This window comes from Streptomyces sp. NBC_01451 (assembly GCF_036227485.1).
GTDB lineage: Bacteria > Actinomycetota > Actinomycetes > Streptomycetales > Streptomycetaceae > Streptomyces.
The window spans coordinates 5,828,653-5,842,302 of record NZ_CP109479.1 but is presented as its reverse complement, the minus strand read 5'-3'; the positions used below and the strand labels follow the sequence as shown (position 1 = coordinate 5,842,302).

Genomic DNA, 13,650 nt, shown 5'->3' with positions numbered 1-13,650 from the left:
ATGTCGCGCTGTCCATGGTTCCGCTGTGTGCTCACTGTCCTCATGAAGGACAGCCTCGTGTGAGACCTTTCCACTCCGGTTCCACTTCAGGAACACACTTTGTTTCCATCCTGAGACAGATATCACTCAGACATCATCAGGCATTACTGATACATCACTGAGACAGAAATCACGAGAGCGGGTGCATGCGCGATGAGGCGTTTCCTTAGGTCGGCCGCCGGATTCACATGTCTGGTGGCACTGACCTGCGCCGGGTGCTCGGCCGGCTCGGACAGCGACACGGGCAGCGGCTCCGACGCCTCCGACGCCGCGTCCGAGACCCCTTCCGCACAGGCCGAGCCGAGCGCGTCGCCTTCGGCGAGCGCCGCCTCGACGACCGAGTTCGCCCCGTACGTCAGCGCCACCGACGCGAACGACAACGACAGCGCGGGCTCACCGACGGCGTACAACCTGGCGTTCGTGATCTCGGACGGTACGACCTGTACGCCGAAGTGGAACGGTACGAGGGCCATCGGCGACTCGGCCGTCAAGTCCCGCATCGCGAAGCTCACGGCGACCGGCGGCTCGGTGCGCGTGTCCTTCGGCGGCGCCTCCGGCAAGGAGCTGGCCGAAGTCTGCGACAGCGCGTCCGCGCTGGCCAAGGCCTACGGCGCCGCGCTGGACGCGGCCGGTTCGACCGAGGCCGACTTCGACGTCGAGGGCGACACGCTCACCGACTCGGACTCCGTCGAGCTGCGTTCGAAGGCGATCGCCCTGCTGCAGAAGGAGCGCACCGACCTGAGCGTCTCCTTCACCCTGCCCGTCATGCCGACCGGCCTCGACGACGACAGCGTGGCCCTGCTCGACTCGGCCAACAACAACTCCGTGCTGGTGTCCACCGTCAACATCATGACGATGAACTACGGCAGCGAGTACAAGGACGACATGGGCCAGTACGCGCTCACCTCAGCCGCGGCGACGCACGATCAGCTCGCCGACATCTTCGGGCTGTCGGAGGAGGGGGCGTGGCAGGGGATGGCCCTGACGTCGATGATCGGTGTGAATGACGTCGACAACGAGACGTTTTCCCTGGCGGACGCGGCCGAGGTGCGCGCATTCGCGGAGGAGAAAGGGATTGCCTGGGTGTCGATGTGGTCGACATTCCGGGATCAGGAGTGTGAGGACGGGGTTGCGGCGTCCGATGACGCGGCGACCAATTGCAGTGGGGTTTCTCAGGATGCGGGGGCTTTTGGGGTGGCGTTTTCGGGGTGAGATATGGGGACTACCGGTGGTTTTGTCAGGCGCGGGTGGGTGATGGCCGGTCGCGCCCACGCGGCGGAGCCGCACAATGTCACAGTCCCGCGCCCCTTAAAAGCGACACCTCACCTCACCGGCGTCTGTGGACCAGGCGTCCTGCGCAGACCGTCGCCAGGCACGCCCCTCCCTCGTCGAATACCGCCAGGTCCGCCCGCTCGCCCTCCGCGATCGCCGGAATCCGTGTCCGCGTCAGTACGACGACGTCGTTACGGGCCGCCGCCGATCGGAGGCCGGGTGAGGTGGCGTGCTCCTCCAGCACCGCCACCGCGCCCGTCTTCAGCACGGCGTGCACGCGTTCGCGCGGGGTCGGGGCGTCCGGGAGCGGACCCTCGTGGACGAGTCCGGGCCCCAGGACACCGGGCCAGCGCCGGATCCGGGCACCCGGGAACCGCTCCACGACCTCGGTGAGCGGGCCCACGGCGGCGACCCGGTTGCCGTCGACCGCGACGGCACCGTCCTTCAGGGGTTCCGCGTCCCAGCCGACCCGGACCTCGTCGGCGGCGTGAATCGTCAGCACAGGAAAGCCAGTTGGTCGGTCGGTTGGTCTGTCGGTCAGTTGCTGGCGAGGAGCTTCAGCTCGGGGTGGGCCGTGCCGCCCTCGATCGCGGTGGACGAGATGTGGGACATGACGCGCTCGTCGACCGGGTCGTTCGCCGGGTCGTCGTGGACGACGATGTGCTCGTACGTCGTGGTCCGCTGGGCGGGGACACGGCCCGCCCGACGGATCAGGTCGATGATCTCCATACGGTTGGAGCGGTGCTTGGCGCCCGCGGCGGAGACGACGTTCTCCTCCAGCATGATCGAGCCGAGGTCGTCCGCGCCGTAGTGCAGGGACAGCTGGCCGGCCTCCTTGCCCGTGGTGAGCCACGAGCCCTGGATGTGGGCGATGTTGTCCATGAAGAGACGCGCGATGGCGATCATGCGCAGGTACTCGAAGATCGTCGCCTGCGTACGGCCCTTGAGGTGGTTGTTCTCGGGCTGGTAGGTGTACGGGATGAAGGCGCGGAAGCCGCCCGTCCGGTCCTGTACGTCACGGATCATCCGCAGGTGCTCGATGCGCTCGGCGTTGGTCTCGCCGGTGCCCATGAGCATGGTGGACGTCGATTCGACGCCCAGCCCGTGCGCGGTCTCCATGATCTCCAGCCAGCGTTCGCCGGACTCCTTGAGGGGCGCGATGGCCTTGCGGGGGCGCTCGGGGAGGAGTTCCGCGCCGGCTCCGGCGAAGGAGTCGAGACCGGCCTCGTGGATACGGGTGATCGCCTCCTCGACCGACACCTTCGAGATCCGGGCCATGTGCTCGACCTCGCTCGCCCCCAGGCTGTGGATGACGAGCTGCGGGAACTCGGCCTTGATCGCGGCGAAGTGCTTCTCGTAGTACTCGACGCCGTAGTCCGGGTGGTGGCCGCCCTGGAACATGATCTGCGTACCGCCGAGTTCGACGGTCTCCGCGCAGCGGCGCAGGATGTCGTCGAGGTCGCGGGTCCAGCCCTTGGCCGTGTCCTTGGGGGCGGCGTAGAAGGCGCAGAACTTGCACGCCGTGACGCACACGTTCGTGTAGTTGATGTTGCGCTCGATGATGTACGTCGCGATGTGCTCCGTGCCCGCGTAACGGCGTCGGCGTACGGCGTCGGCGGCCGAGCCGAGCGCGTGCAGCGGGGCGTCCCGGTAGAGGTGGAGCGCCTCTTCGGGGGTGATCCGCCCACCTGCCGCCGCGCGTTCGAGGACGGCTGTGACATCAAACGACATATGGTCGGCGTTCTCGGTCACCGGGCGTCCCTTCGGAAGGCGTGGGGCGGACCGTTCCAGCCTACGTCAGCGTCCCGACGCGCCTCACGCCAGCGTCCCGCCACGCCTCGCGTCAGGCCGCGTACGCCCCGATCAGCAGCCCGACGAACGCGCCCGCGATCAGGAACGGCCCGAACGGGATGGACGTACGGCGACCGGCGCGCCGCGCGACGACGAGCGCGAGCCCGTACAGCCCGCCGAACAGGAATCCGGCGAAGGTGCCGAGCACGACACTCCCCCAGCCGTACCAGCCCAGGACCGCCCCGAGCCCGAGGGCGAGTTTCACATCGCCGAAGCCCATGCCGTCGGGGCTGATGAGGAAGAGCACGAAGTACGTGCCCCCGAGCACCAGGGCGCCCAGCAGGGCGGTGAGCCAGTCGCCGGCGTGCTCGGGCAGCAGCGCGGCCACACCCAGCAGAACGAGGGCGGCGGCGGCCAGCGGCAGGGTCAGCGGGTCGGGCAGCCGTTGCACCCGGAAGTCCACGACCGCGAGCAGCACGCCGACGGGCGCGAGCAGCAGCCACGCCCCGAGCTCGGGGCGGGTACCGGTCGCGGCGGCGAGCGCGGCACAGACGAGCGCGGTGGCGAGGGCGACGAGGGGGGTGCTGGGCCCGTACGACGCGCTTCCGCCGGACGACCGGCTTCCGTCGTACGAGGTGCCGGCCGCGTTCGCTGTCACGACGTGCCCGGCGTCCGGCTGCCCCTTGGCGCCCGTACCGGCGCAGGTCGCGCACCGGGCCGGGCCCAGCCAGCCGCCCGGACGGCCGGCCAGGGGGTGGCCCCGGGGACAGCTGTCCCGCCAGGGCTCCTCGGGCGGGACGGAGAACCGGTAGGCGGCGCGGGGTACGAGCGTCCCGGCCGCCGCGCCCCACAACGCGGCGACCACCACGAGCAGTTGGTCGATGCTCATCCCGCAGCGCTCATCCCACGGCCGTTGTGCCGTCGCGCCACGTCGGCAGCAGTTCGTCGAGGAGTGCCTCGGTGCGGGGCGGCAGGCCGCGTGCGCCGCTGCGGCGGATCAGGTCGGCGGCGACCTGGTGGAGCTTGTCCGTGTCGCCGGTGGAGTGCGTGGCGCGCAGGAGTTCGTGCCACAGCCGCTCGTCGCCGGGAGCGGAGTTGAGTGCGGCGGTGAGCGCCTCGATGGCCCGCTCGGCGCGGTCCTTCACCAGGTGGAACTCGGCCAGCGCGAGCCCGATGTCCGCGACCAGCAGCGGGAGTTGGGCGTCGATGATCTCGTGCGTGAGCCAGCCGTAGCGGCCCTCGGGACGGTCGGCCAGCAGCGGCCCGCGCACCAGCACGAGCGCGTCGGTGAGGAGCCGGCCCCGTACGACCCGGCTGTCGACGCCCTTGCCCTGCGTGGCCTCGTGGTAGAGCGAGCGCAGCACATCGAGGTCGGACACGACCGACTTGGCGAGCGTGAGCCGCCCGTTGGCGTCGGTGGCGAGACGGGGGGTCCCGTCGGGGTCGGTGCCGAGCCAGACGCGCAGCCGGTCGAGGAGCGCCTCGCGTACGTCGTCGGTGACACCGCGCGGCCAGAGCGCGGAGGCCAGTACCCGCGGGTGCACACCTTCGCGGTGCAGCAACAGCAGTGCGAGCGCCTCGTGCTGGAGCGGGCTGCGCTCCCCCTCCGGGGTGTCGAGGCCGATGATCTCGTACGGGCCCACGAGCCGCGCGTACACCGCCGGCCGCCCCTGCTCGCTGATGTCGACGAGGAAGGGCGGGGTGGTCGTCGGCCCGTCCGGAGTGTTGTCGGGGTCGGCGCCGACGAACAGCTCGACGATCGCCCGCTGTTGGGCAACGGGCAGTACCTGGGCGTCGAGTTCGAGCCCGAGGAGGGGCGCGAGGAGTTTGCCCTCGCTGGTGATCTCCATCTCCCAGGCGGCGCCGGGCAGATCACCGCTCTCGGTGCCGACGAGGTATCCGATGCCCAACCGGCTTGCGTCGGCGGCGAGTTCGGCGAGTTTCACGGCGTCGTCGGCGGAGGGTTCGGCGGCGAGGAGGACGAGGTGCGGGGCCCAACGGGTGTGCTGGGCGGGCCCGGTGCGTCCGGTGAGTACGGAGTCGTGGCCGGCCGCGCCCAGCGCACCGCGCCGCTGCCGGGTCTCGGCCTCCATCGTCTCGACGAGGGCCTCGATGTCGTCGAGGTGGCGCAGCCGGTTGGGGGCGAGCGGGGTGAGGTCCTGGCCGAATCCGACGAGGGTGATGGTCATGCGGTCCGACCACCCGTTGGTGGCCAACTCGGCGGCCACGGAGGCGAATACGGCGGCCCGGTCGGACTCGCTCCCGCTCAGCGAGACGATGCCCGGCACCGACTCCAGGTTGAGCAGCAGGCGCGACTCGTCCATGGTCCCGAGGCTGACGAGGCCCGGGTAGGGAGCGGCGGTGTCGACATCCTCGTACCGCTCGGCGTCGGTCCGGGACAGCAGCCAGAAGGTCTGGTCCTGACCGAGCTGCCACGGGGCCGGGGGCTTCCCGGCGGGCTGGGCGAGCTGGAGGTGCAGGTCGCCGTTGCTGAGCCAGGCGGCGTAGACGGTGGGGAGCGGGCGGGACTCCCCGGCGAGGGAGGCGGCGAGGCCGCGCAGCGAACGGTCGAGCAGGCGTACGCCCTCGGGGTCGGCGCCGATGAGGAGCGCGTCCTGGGCGGCGGCGGCGGCGCCGGTCGGCGTGGGCGGCTCCATACCGCGCCGCCCGCCGACCGCACCGAGCGCCGACTGCCACAGGGCCTGCCGGCGCCGACGGCCGAGGGCGCCGAGGAGACCGGCGGCGAGGAGGGGGGCGCCGACGAGGGCTTCGGGGAGGCCGAAGGAGAAGCCGGAGTCGGACGATTCGGCCGAGGTGCTGGTTTCCGCGGCGGCGTGCCGCTCGTGGTCCACGGCGGGAGTCGCGGCGGGACTCTGCTGCCTGGGAAGGCTGATGCGGGTGGTGTTGGTGTCGAGGGAGGCGGTGCCGCCCTGTCGGCCACCGCCGCCTTGCTGCGCGTGGTCGCCGGTCTGCGCGTACTGGTTGATCTGCTGCGCGACCTGCGGGGAGACGGTGGAACCGGCGTCGGGAGCGCTGACGCTCGCTCCTGTGCCCGTGCCTGTGCCTGTGCCCGTGCCTGCGCTGGGCATCTCGACGAGGTCGCCGCCGCGGGCGTCACCGGGCATCTGCATGATCCAGCCGGGCCGGATCAGACTGGCCTCGGAGAGCCGCGAACCGTCCGGCTGCACACGGTCCTTGTTCAGCTGGTAGATCTCGCCGTACCGGCGCCCGTCGCCGAGGTGGCGTTCCGCTATCTCCCAGAGGGAGTCGTGGTGCCGGCCCTCGGGGGGCTGGATCCGGTAGTACTTGGTGTCCTCGGCCTTGACCGACGGTCCCCCGACCTCCGCGTGGCTGGCGGCATCCGCGGCCTGCTGACCGAGCGCGGCGGCGGTACTGGCCGCCTGCTCCTGCTGCTGCGCGAACATCCCGCTCAGCGAACCGCCCGGCGTGGCCTGGGCGGAGGCGACGGTGCCCTGCTGGTTGCCCTCCATGCCGTGCCCGAGCTGCGAGAGCCCCGGCGTGAGGGAGGCCGCCGTGGCACCCACGAGCAGCAGCGCGGCGACGAGTTGCCGCGCGAGCAGCTGGCTCGGCCCGGCCCCGGGCACCCGCCCCGGCATCCCGACCCCGGACAGCGCGGCCTTCACCTCGACGAGCACACACGCGGTGAACTGGGCCCAGGCGATCCACACGACGACCCCGAGGACACCGAGGAACGTGTCGACCGTGATCTCTTCCTGAAGCCAGTCCAGGGACGGCATCCCGTCCGGGAACGGCCAGCCGACGTACACCGCGAGGGCGTAGGGCACCGCGACGAGCAGCACGGCGAGGGCGACGAACGCGAGGAACGCCTTGACGAAGTCCCCGAAACTGCGCCGCCGCCTCGGCAGCGGCTGCGGCGTGCGGTTCCGGGGCCCCGACGGGTCTCCCGACGAGCTTCCCGTCCGGCTTGAAGTGCTGCGTCGCGGCATGGCGGGTGTCCTGGGTTCGTGTCGTGTGGGGTGGGAGGGAGATATGGGGGTGTGCTGAGCCTATCGGGAACCTATTTCGGGCGTGGAGGTCGGTGGCGCCCAGTCCGAATCGGGGCGGACACCCAGGGCTGCCGCCGCCCCGTACACAGCCGTCCGACGACCGGATCAGGTTCGGTCGGTCTGGTCATCAACAAACAGGTCCTTCGGGTCGTTCACTTCGTAGGCGCGGTCACGCCAGACTCGGAGTTGGCGCAGATCCGTGCTGGCGCGCACCTTCTGGCGGACGAATTCCGGTACCTCGATCCCTCGCCAGTAGAAGAGGCGCAGGATCACTCTCTGCGTGAGGCTCGCCTGGAATCCCTCCTCGAAGCCCTCGCTGAATGCCAGCTCAGCGACCTCCAGCCACGCTCGGCGCGCCGATTCGTGCCAGATGTGCGGAGGCAGCTTCCACGGCGTCCGGTCGCCCGCAGGGCTCCCGGCTGACTCGTCAGGGTCGATCGTCCTCAGATCACTCCCGATCCGCTTCGTCCGGATGCCTTTGGAGGATCCGATGCAGCACGTCGGACGACGAGCCGACCATCAGCTCTCCTGCCTGTCCGACGTGATCAACGCGCTACGCCGCGGCGAGATCACCCCATACGTATTTGCCCTTGATGCCGCTTCTGCTCAGTGGCTGCCAGCCCCAGAGGTCGGCGCAGGAGCTGACCAGGGCGATGCCGCGCCCCTCCTCCAGGTGCGCGAGTTGTGTCAATGCTTCTGCGGAGGGCGGTGGTTGGGGTGGTTCGGGGTCGGCGTCCCATGCTCCGACGCGTAGTACGCCGGCCCGCATCCGTAGGCGTAGGGCGACGGGGCCCTTGGTGTGGCGTACGGCGTTGGAGATCAGCTCGGTGGCGAGGAGTTCGGCGATGTCGGTGAGGCGGATCAGGCCGTGCATCGTGAGGATGAGCCGGACGGTGCGGCGGCAGACGGTCACCGCGCGGAGATCGTGCGGGATGTGGAGGACGTATTCCCAGGGTTCAGGCTCGTTCGCGATGGGGGCGTTTCCTTCAGTTTCGGGCATGCGGTAACTCCGTTGGCGGGGAGGGGAGTTGGCTGGCCGCTGGAGTGCGGGCGGTGGCTGTGCCGCAGCCGTCATGGCAGGACGGTGCGGTGCGCTTCCGGGGTCCCGGTGATTCCGCAGCGTGTGCGTCGCATCACTGAAGGTACGGCATGAATTTATTCCGTCGCAACCTGTTGGCGTAACCTGACACCCGAACGTGGCGTGATGTCACGAGCGTTGAGAACGGGAGAGCGTGTGCCGCCGAGGAGCCATCCCACCGCGCGACAAGTGCGCCTGGGGACAGAACTGCGCAAGCTGCGCGAGGCCGCGGGGCTGAAAGCCCGCGAGGTGGCGGCGTTCCTCAACTCGACCTCGACCCAGATGAGTCAGGTCGAGGCGGGCATCGCAGGCGTCAGCAAGGACCGCGTCCGCCGCCTGGCCGCCCACTACGGTTGCACGAACGAGGCGTTGATCGAATCGTTGGCGACAATGGCCGTCGACCGCACACAAGGCTGGTGGGACGAGTACCGGGCGGTCCTGCCCCCGGTGAATCTGGACCTGGCCGAGGCAGAGCACCACGCGACGCGCCTGCGGGAAGTCCTCATCACCTACGTACCCGGACTCCTCCAGACCCCGGACTACGCCCGAGCCCTCTTCGGGTACATGCGCCCGGAGCTGCCCGAGAGCGAGCTGACGCCCCGAGTGGAATTCCGCATGGGGCGCCACACTGTCATCGAGGGCGACAGCCCCACCCCGTACGAGGCGATCATCCACGAGTTCGCCCTGCGCACCCGGGTGGCCGACCGTCAGGTCTCCCGGGCTCAACTCCGGCAGATCCTGGACCAGATCGAGCAGGGACATGTGACCGTGCGCGTCATCCCCACCGACCAGGACGGCTTCGGCGGCGCCGGCGCCTCGATGATGTACATGGACGGTCCGGTGCCCCAACTCGACACCGGGCTACGCGAAGGTGCCACTGACACGGTGTTCATCGACGCGGAACCTCAGCTGAGGACGCTTCGAACACTTTTCCGTAAGGTGGAGGAGGCGACGCTGGACCCCACAGCGTCCAGGGATTTCATCCACCGCCTGTCGAAGGAACTGTGAGGCGCACCCGATGACCCAGGCCCTGAACTGGCGGAAGTCCACCTTCTCCGGCGGCGCCGAGGGCAACGCCTGCGTGGAGATAGCCGACCTGCGCATCCGAGTCGCCGTACGCGATTCCAAGGAACCCGCCCGCGGCACCCTCACCTTTCCGGCCGGCGCCTTCAGCGCGTTCGTCGAGACGCTGAAGACCCACATCTCGCACCCGGCCGCCTGACTCCCGTTCGCTGCTCAGGAGCGGCGTCTGCGCAGCGCCCGCCGGGCGTCCTGGGCCACTTCGACGGACCGTAACCACCAGCCCACCGGTTTGGCTCGCACTGTCACAACCACTGCCCGCCACTTGAACCACGGCGGCAGATCCCGGAACGGCACGAATGCCATGGTGTCCAGGATCGCGTCCTCGGCAAAGCCGCCCGGCCCCTCCGAGCGCAACGCGGCGTACAAGCGATACGGGCGGCCTACATCCCGCCGAGCATCTCGTCCTCGTCGAACCCGAGCTCGTCCTCGATGCCCAGTTCCTCTGCCGCATGCCACCTCAGGGGGGCGGGCCATGCGCTCGGCTCACTCGTGGCGATGCCCTTCAGGAACCGGTTCGCTTCAGGGGTGCCGATCTCCGCGAGCGACTGGATTCCCTTGACGCACAGCGCATACAGGGGCCCGTCGGAGTCCTTCCGTCCCTGTACGAGGGAGCTGATCGCCTCCACCGCCTCGGGGGCCCGCAGCTCGCCGAGCATGTCGACCAGATCCTCCACGTTCACGCCCGGCGTGCCTGAGATGAGCGCCGACACCAGGATCGGGGCCAGCCCGTCCGGGTGCAGGTGGACCGCCACTCCCGCGAGCCGTTCGAGCCTCCGCCAGTCTCCGTCGGCGGAAAGTTTCCGTAGCCAGTCGAGAATGCGGGTGCGCGACTCGGGCACCGCCTCCGCCACTTCAACGGCTCTCTCCCGGCCCACGTACCCACGGCCGACGATGATGCTGTCCGCACGCTGCGTCAGCACGTCGTCGGCCGTCGCGTCATCTGACATTCGTCACGTCGTCGGCCGTCGCGTCATCTGACATTCGTCTTGTCCCCTTGTTCCCATGCTCTGCTCCGACACCGTTCTTCCGACGCTCGTCGGGTTACAGCAGCTCGCGCGTCATTCTCAGAATTCTCGAATTGAACACGTCGGCCGGTCCTTCACGCAGGCCGAAGTTCAACCCGCCACGCTCCGGCTTCACATGCACGAACTCGGTGCTCTCTCCGCTCTCGTCCAGGTGAAGGCCGAACGATTCGCGGATGGCGGCGATGTTGTCGCCCGAGCCGCGACCAGCTGCGATGAGCGCGTCCCTGGTACCGGGCTCCATCTCGTAGCGCACGAGATGCGTGTACTTCTGCGCGTTCCTTCCGCCTCTGCGGGCGAATCGCTCGTCGTTCGATGCGAAGCGGCTACTCGGCGAACCGGAACGTCGAAGTGACCGCGTCGAAGATGTCGAAGAACGACTCCGCGAGGTCCAGCACCTGGCTGCTGCCCGCCACCAGCGCCACCTTGCCCTCCTGGCCCGGCACCGGGATGAACGTCTGCATCAGCACAGCGCGGATGGTGCGGCCGAGTTCGTCGCCCGGTACGGCGATGTCCTCGACGCCGTACGTACGCGCCGCCGGGCCGACACCGGGGATGTCGACGGTCGTCACCTTGCGCCAGCTGTCGCCCTCCCTCTTCGCCTCCTTGACCGCCAACTGGCCCGCGATGACCGCCGGATCGGTCGAGAGCGGTGTGCCGTCCTGCGCACGGCCGCCGACCATCGAGACCGTCACCGAGCCGGTGATCGGGGTGTCGCCGCCGAAGCTCTCCGCCATGCAACCGCAGTACAGCGCGCCCGACTTCCACGCGTCCGCCGCCGCCTTCTTCAGGAACTCGGTGTACGTGTCGCGGTACGGGGCCAACTCGGTTCGCTGTCGCACCCGTTCGTCGACCATGCGCCGGATGGAGTCGTCGCGCGACTCGGGGCGTACGTCGAACTCCCACCACGACTCGGGCACCTTGATCCGGAACCCACCTCGCTCGACCGTCTGCGTTTCGCTGTAGCGGGCCATGTCCTCACTCCACCCCGTTCACTCGTTCACTGGTTCGCTCGTTCGCTCGATCTCCCGTGCCTGCGTCGTTCCGTTGTACGGTGCCGATCAGACGTTGGTCAGACTACGAGGCGCTCCTGGGGGACTCACACATGGGCAAGGGCAAGTCCGACCTCACGCTTCCGCTGACTGAGCTGGAGGAGTACGGCAGTCGGCTGCGTTCCATCAAGACCAGGCTGAACCACACCAAGAAGCTCTTCGAGTCCTACAGGGACGACATCGGCGACGGCAGCGTGAACGACGCGCTGGAGGACTTCGAGTCCAACTGGGAGGACGGCCGCGAGGACATCACGCAGCAGCTCGACGCCCTCGCCGACATGTCGGACGCCGTCGTACGCGAGTTCAAGAAGCTGGACGACGAACTCGCCAAGCAGGTCAACGAGAAGATGACGACCAAGGACACCCGGGGTGGTGGCGGCAAGGGCAACAGCGGCGGCGCCCAGTGAACTGAGGGCTGCCCACCCCCCTCACCCCACCTCGTTCTCCGCCACCGCCTCGCCCCGTACCGTCACGTCCCCGCCGTAGAACAGCCCCGTGAACACCGGTGAGTACGTCAACTGCACCTCGACCCGCACCTCGTTGGCGTTCGCCGCCACGCAGTGGGACGCGCCCGTGTCCGCGTCGGACATACCCATCTCCTGGGCGAAGGCCTTCACGCGGGCGTCGCAGTTCTGGAAGTTGATCGGGGCACCGCCCGCCGCGTTGCCGTAGAGGGCTTCGAGGTCGATGTCCTGGGCGGCGTAACGCGCCGCCTGTTCCGCGATGTCCGCCGCCCGTTCCCGCTTCGAGATGGACATGCCGCCGTCGATCACGAAGGCCGAGAGGGAGAGGAAGAGAAGGGCGAAGATGATCACCGCACCCGCACCCGAGCCCCGGTCGTCGAGGCGGGCACGCCGGTGCTCGGACCAGTCGCGAACCGACCGATCACGCACGAACCAGTCCCGTACGGCCCCGTCCCGTACGACCCAGTCCCGTACGGCGGATGGCACCCTCGGTCTCAGCGTCACGCTGTCCTCCGGAACGGGTCCAGCGGTGAGCTGAAGGTCGCCGTCAGCGTCGTCGGGATGTCCAGGCCGAGCATCGCCAGACCCCGCACCTCGCAGCTCACCTCGACCGAGAAGATGGTGTCGGGCTCGAAGCCCGTGCTGGTCTGGGTCACGGTGACCGGGCCCGAGCAGACGTCCGTGAGGTCGGCCTCGGCCGCCTTCCTGGCCTCCGCCATCGCCGTCACGTGGTCCTTCTGGATCGACCCGGCCCGGGCCGCGTCCCGCGCGGCCCCGTCGAGTGCCCCGCGCCCGTCGACCAGTTGCCCGAAGGCCACCAGCACCAGGATGAACATGATCATCACCGGGGCGAGGATCACCACCTCGATGGTGGACAGGCCGCGGTCGCCGTAATCGCGCACGCGGGAAGGCGGGTTCATCAGTTCACCCCGTCCTGCACGAACCGCTCCACCGGACCCACCGACTGCGCGTGTACGGTCAGGTCGAAGCCCGGGAAGACCGTGGGTACCCGTGCCGTGATCTCCACGCCCACCGTGTTCTGCTCCGGCTGGAGCATCGTCACGTCCGGGGACAGGACCAGGGTCGGGCCCAGTTGCCGGATGTAGCTGTCCACCACGTCCTGCGCCTCGCCCCGCCACGCGCCCGGCTGGTCGTGCGCCATGGCACGGGCCTTGCGGGCACCGGCCTGGGCAGCCGCCTGGGCGACGTGGTCCGCGAAGAAGTACAGCGCGAACTGCACCGTCGCGAAGATCATGAAGAAGAGTACGGGTGTCAGCAGCACGAACTCGATCGCGGTCATGCCGGAGTCGGACGTGCGGCAGCCGGACCTTCGGGAGCCGGTCGCACCGGAACCGGGCATGCCGGAGCCGGACGCCCCGGCATCACCGCGGGCGGACGCCGACTTCCGTGCGGCCTCCACCCTGCGGCGTACCCATCTGCCTGTGCCACCCACGAGCAACCCCGTCAACTCGACCCCGTACACCCCGTTTCCGTACGTGCGATCAGCAGGTGCCGCTTGCCTTGGCGCCCTTGATGCAGTCGCCGACCTTGTTGGCGCCGTCGCTCAGCGCGGTGTTGATGATCGCGGCGACCACGCCGACGATCGCCACGACGACCGCGGAGATGATGACCCACTCGACCGCGGACGCGCCGCGGTCCAGTTCACCGGAGCGGGCACGCTGCACGCGGCCCTGGAGGAAGGTGACCAGGAAGTCCATTGCGGGGATCCCGGTGCTGAAGTTCCGCCCGTTCAAACCGTTCATGGCGAGTTGTCCTCTCAAGCAATTCTTTTGGCATTGGGGATTGGGCATTGGGCATTGA

Annotated in this window: 17 protein-coding genes; 4 read left to right on the top strand and 13 right to left on the bottom strand. The window is 69.2% G+C overall.

What is annotated here, in order from left to right:
• The first annotated feature begins 192 nt into the window (after window positions 1-192).
• On the top strand, window positions 193-1,251 hold the full coding sequence (locus OG595_RS25590; protein WP_329275887.1) for a chitinase: 1,059 nt from the start codon (window positions 193-195) through the stop codon (window positions 1,249-1,251).
• 115 nt (window positions 1,252-1,366) lie between these two features.
• Here OG595_RS25590 and OG595_RS25585 read toward each other — a convergent pair whose 3' ends face one another.
• The 6 genes from OG595_RS25585 to OG595_RS25560 form a co-directional block, all read right to left on the bottom strand.
• Complete coding sequence (locus OG595_RS25585) at window positions 1,367-1,813, bottom strand: imidazolonepropionase-like domain-containing protein (protein WP_329275885.1); 447 nt, start codon at window positions 1,811-1,813, stop codon at window positions 1,367-1,369.
• Between the two features lie 35 nt (window positions 1,814-1,848).
• Window positions 1,849-3,042, bottom strand: coding sequence for a cyclic dehypoxanthinyl futalosine synthase (mqnC, locus tag OG595_RS25580; RefSeq protein ID WP_329275883.1), 1,194 nt, complete (start codon window positions 3,040-3,042; stop codon window positions 1,849-1,851).
• Between the two features lie 112 nt (window positions 3,043-3,154).
• Complete coding sequence (locus tag OG595_RS25575; RefSeq protein ID WP_329275881.1) at window positions 3,155-3,991, bottom strand: prepilin peptidase; 837 nt, start codon at window positions 3,989-3,991, stop codon at window positions 3,155-3,157.
• 10 nt (window positions 3,992-4,001) lie between these two features.
• Window positions 4,002-7,070, bottom strand: a complete 3,069-nt coding sequence (locus OG595_RS25570) for a BTAD domain-containing putative transcriptional regulator (RefSeq protein ID WP_329275877.1) — start codon at window positions 7,068-7,070, stop codon at window positions 4,002-4,004.
• Between the two features lie 165 nt (window positions 7,071-7,235).
• Window positions 7,236-7,403 (bottom strand): hypothetical protein, encoded by a 168-nt coding sequence (locus OG595_RS25565; protein ID WP_329275875.1) that lies wholly within the window; start codon window positions 7,401-7,403, stop codon window positions 7,236-7,238.
• Between the two features lie 280 nt (window positions 7,404-7,683).
• Window positions 7,684-8,130, bottom strand: coding sequence for an ATP-binding protein (locus OG595_RS25560; RefSeq protein ID WP_329275872.1), 447 nt, complete (start codon window positions 8,128-8,130; stop codon window positions 7,684-7,686).
• Between the two features lie 234 nt (window positions 8,131-8,364).
• Between OG595_RS25560 and OG595_RS25555 the strand changes: the two genes are divergently transcribed.
• A complete protein-coding gene (locus tag OG595_RS25555; protein WP_329275868.1) occupies window positions 8,365-9,216 on the top strand; it encodes a helix-turn-helix domain-containing protein in 852 nt (283 codons plus the stop codon).
• Window positions 9,217-9,226: 10 nt separating this feature from the next.
• Entirely contained in the window at window positions 9,227-9,430 is a 204-nt protein-coding gene (locus OG595_RS25550; protein WP_329275866.1) for a DUF397 domain-containing protein, read from the top strand.
• Window positions 9,431-9,671: 241 nt separating this feature from the next.
• On the opposite strand, the gene OG595_RS25545 is transcribed toward OG595_RS25550, so the two are convergent.
• The 3 genes from OG595_RS25545 to OG595_RS25535 form a co-directional block, all read right to left on the bottom strand.
• The gene (locus tag OG595_RS25545; protein WP_329275863.1) at window positions 9,672-10,238 is read right to left on the bottom strand and encodes a hypothetical protein; all 567 of its coding nucleotides are present in this window, start codon (window positions 10,236-10,238) and stop codon (window positions 9,672-9,674) included.
• A gap of 94 nt (window positions 10,239-10,332) precedes the next feature.
• Window positions 10,333-10,569 carry a hypothetical protein gene (locus OG595_RS25540; protein WP_329275860.1) on the bottom strand — a complete coding sequence of 79 codons (237 nt, stop codon included), beginning with the start codon at window positions 10,567-10,569 and terminating at the stop codon, window positions 10,333-10,335.
• 70 nt (window positions 10,570-10,639) lie between these two features.
• Complete coding sequence (locus tag OG595_RS25535) at window positions 10,640-11,287, bottom strand: hypothetical protein (RefSeq protein ID WP_329275858.1); 648 nt, start codon at window positions 11,285-11,287, stop codon at window positions 10,640-10,642.
• Between the two features lie 131 nt (window positions 11,288-11,418).
• On the opposite strand from OG595_RS25535, the gene OG595_RS25530 reads away from it, so the two are divergent.
• Window positions 11,419-11,772, top strand: coding sequence for a hypothetical protein (locus OG595_RS25530; protein ID WP_329275856.1), 354 nt, complete (start codon window positions 11,419-11,421; stop codon window positions 11,770-11,772).
• Between the two features lie 21 nt (window positions 11,773-11,793).
• Here OG595_RS25530 and OG595_RS25525 read toward each other — a convergent pair whose 3' ends face one another.
• From OG595_RS25525 to OG595_RS25510, 4 genes are all read right to left on the bottom strand, one after another.
• On the bottom strand, window positions 11,794-12,258 hold the full coding sequence (locus OG595_RS25525; RefSeq protein WP_329283193.1) for a TadE/TadG family type IV pilus assembly protein: 465 nt from the start codon (window positions 12,256-12,258) through the stop codon (window positions 11,794-11,796).
• Between the two features lie 71 nt (window positions 12,259-12,329).
• Complete coding sequence (locus tag OG595_RS25520; RefSeq protein WP_329275853.1) at window positions 12,330-12,749, bottom strand: TadE/TadG family type IV pilus assembly protein; 420 nt, start codon at window positions 12,747-12,749, stop codon at window positions 12,330-12,332.
• Window positions 12,749-13,282: a TadE family protein gene (locus OG595_RS25515; RefSeq protein ID WP_443073141.1), complete on the bottom strand. Its 534-nt coding sequence runs from the start codon at window positions 13,280-13,282 to the stop codon at window positions 12,749-12,751. The genes OG595_RS25520 and OG595_RS25515 overlap by 1 nt, the downstream gene beginning before the upstream one ends.
• 49 nt (window positions 13,283-13,331) lie before the next feature.
• Complete coding sequence (locus OG595_RS25510; protein ID WP_329283191.1) at window positions 13,332-13,583, bottom strand: hypothetical protein; 252 nt, start codon at window positions 13,581-13,583, stop codon at window positions 13,332-13,334.
• Between the last annotated feature and the right edge of the window lie 67 nt (window positions 13,584-13,650).

What these genes read in the sequence shown, in the direction of transcription:
- OG595_RS25590 (WP_329275887.1), top strand. Translation starts at nt 193, where the DNA reads ATGAGGCGTTTCCTTAGGTCGGCCGCCGGATTCACATGTCTGGTGGCA.
- mqnC (WP_329275883.1), bottom strand. Translation starts at nt 3,042, where the DNA reads ATGTCGTTTGATGTCACAGCCGTCCTCGAACGCGCGGCGGCAGGTGGG.
- OG595_RS25575 (WP_329275881.1), bottom strand. Translation starts at nt 3,991, where the DNA reads ATGAGCATCGACCAACTGCTCGTGGTGGTCGCCGCGTTGTGGGGCGCG.
- OG595_RS25570 (WP_329275877.1), bottom strand. Translation starts at nt 7,070, where the DNA reads ATGCCGCGACGCAGCACTTCAAGCCGGACGGGAAGCTCGTCGGGAGAC.
- OG595_RS25560 (WP_329275872.1), bottom strand. Translation starts at nt 8,130, where the DNA reads ATGCCCGAAACTGAAGGAAACGCCCCCATCGCGAACGAGCCTGAACCC.
- OG595_RS25550 (WP_329275866.1), top strand. Translation starts at nt 9,227, where the DNA reads ATGACCCAGGCCCTGAACTGGCGGAAGTCCACCTTCTCCGGCGGCGCC.
- OG595_RS25545 (WP_329275863.1), bottom strand. Translation starts at nt 10,238, where the DNA reads ATGTCAGATGACGCGACGGCCGACGACGTGCTGACGCAGCGTGCGGAC.
- OG595_RS25535 (WP_329275858.1), bottom strand. Translation starts at nt 11,287, where the DNA reads ATGGCCCGCTACAGCGAAACGCAGACGGTCGAGCGAGGTGGGTTCCGG.
- OG595_RS25530 (WP_329275856.1), top strand. Translation starts at nt 11,419, where the DNA reads ATGGGCAAGGGCAAGTCCGACCTCACGCTTCCGCTGACTGAGCTGGAG.
- OG595_RS25520 (WP_329275853.1), bottom strand. Translation starts at nt 12,749, where the DNA reads ATGAACCCGCCTTCCCGCGTGCGCGATTACGGCGACCGCGGCCTGTCC.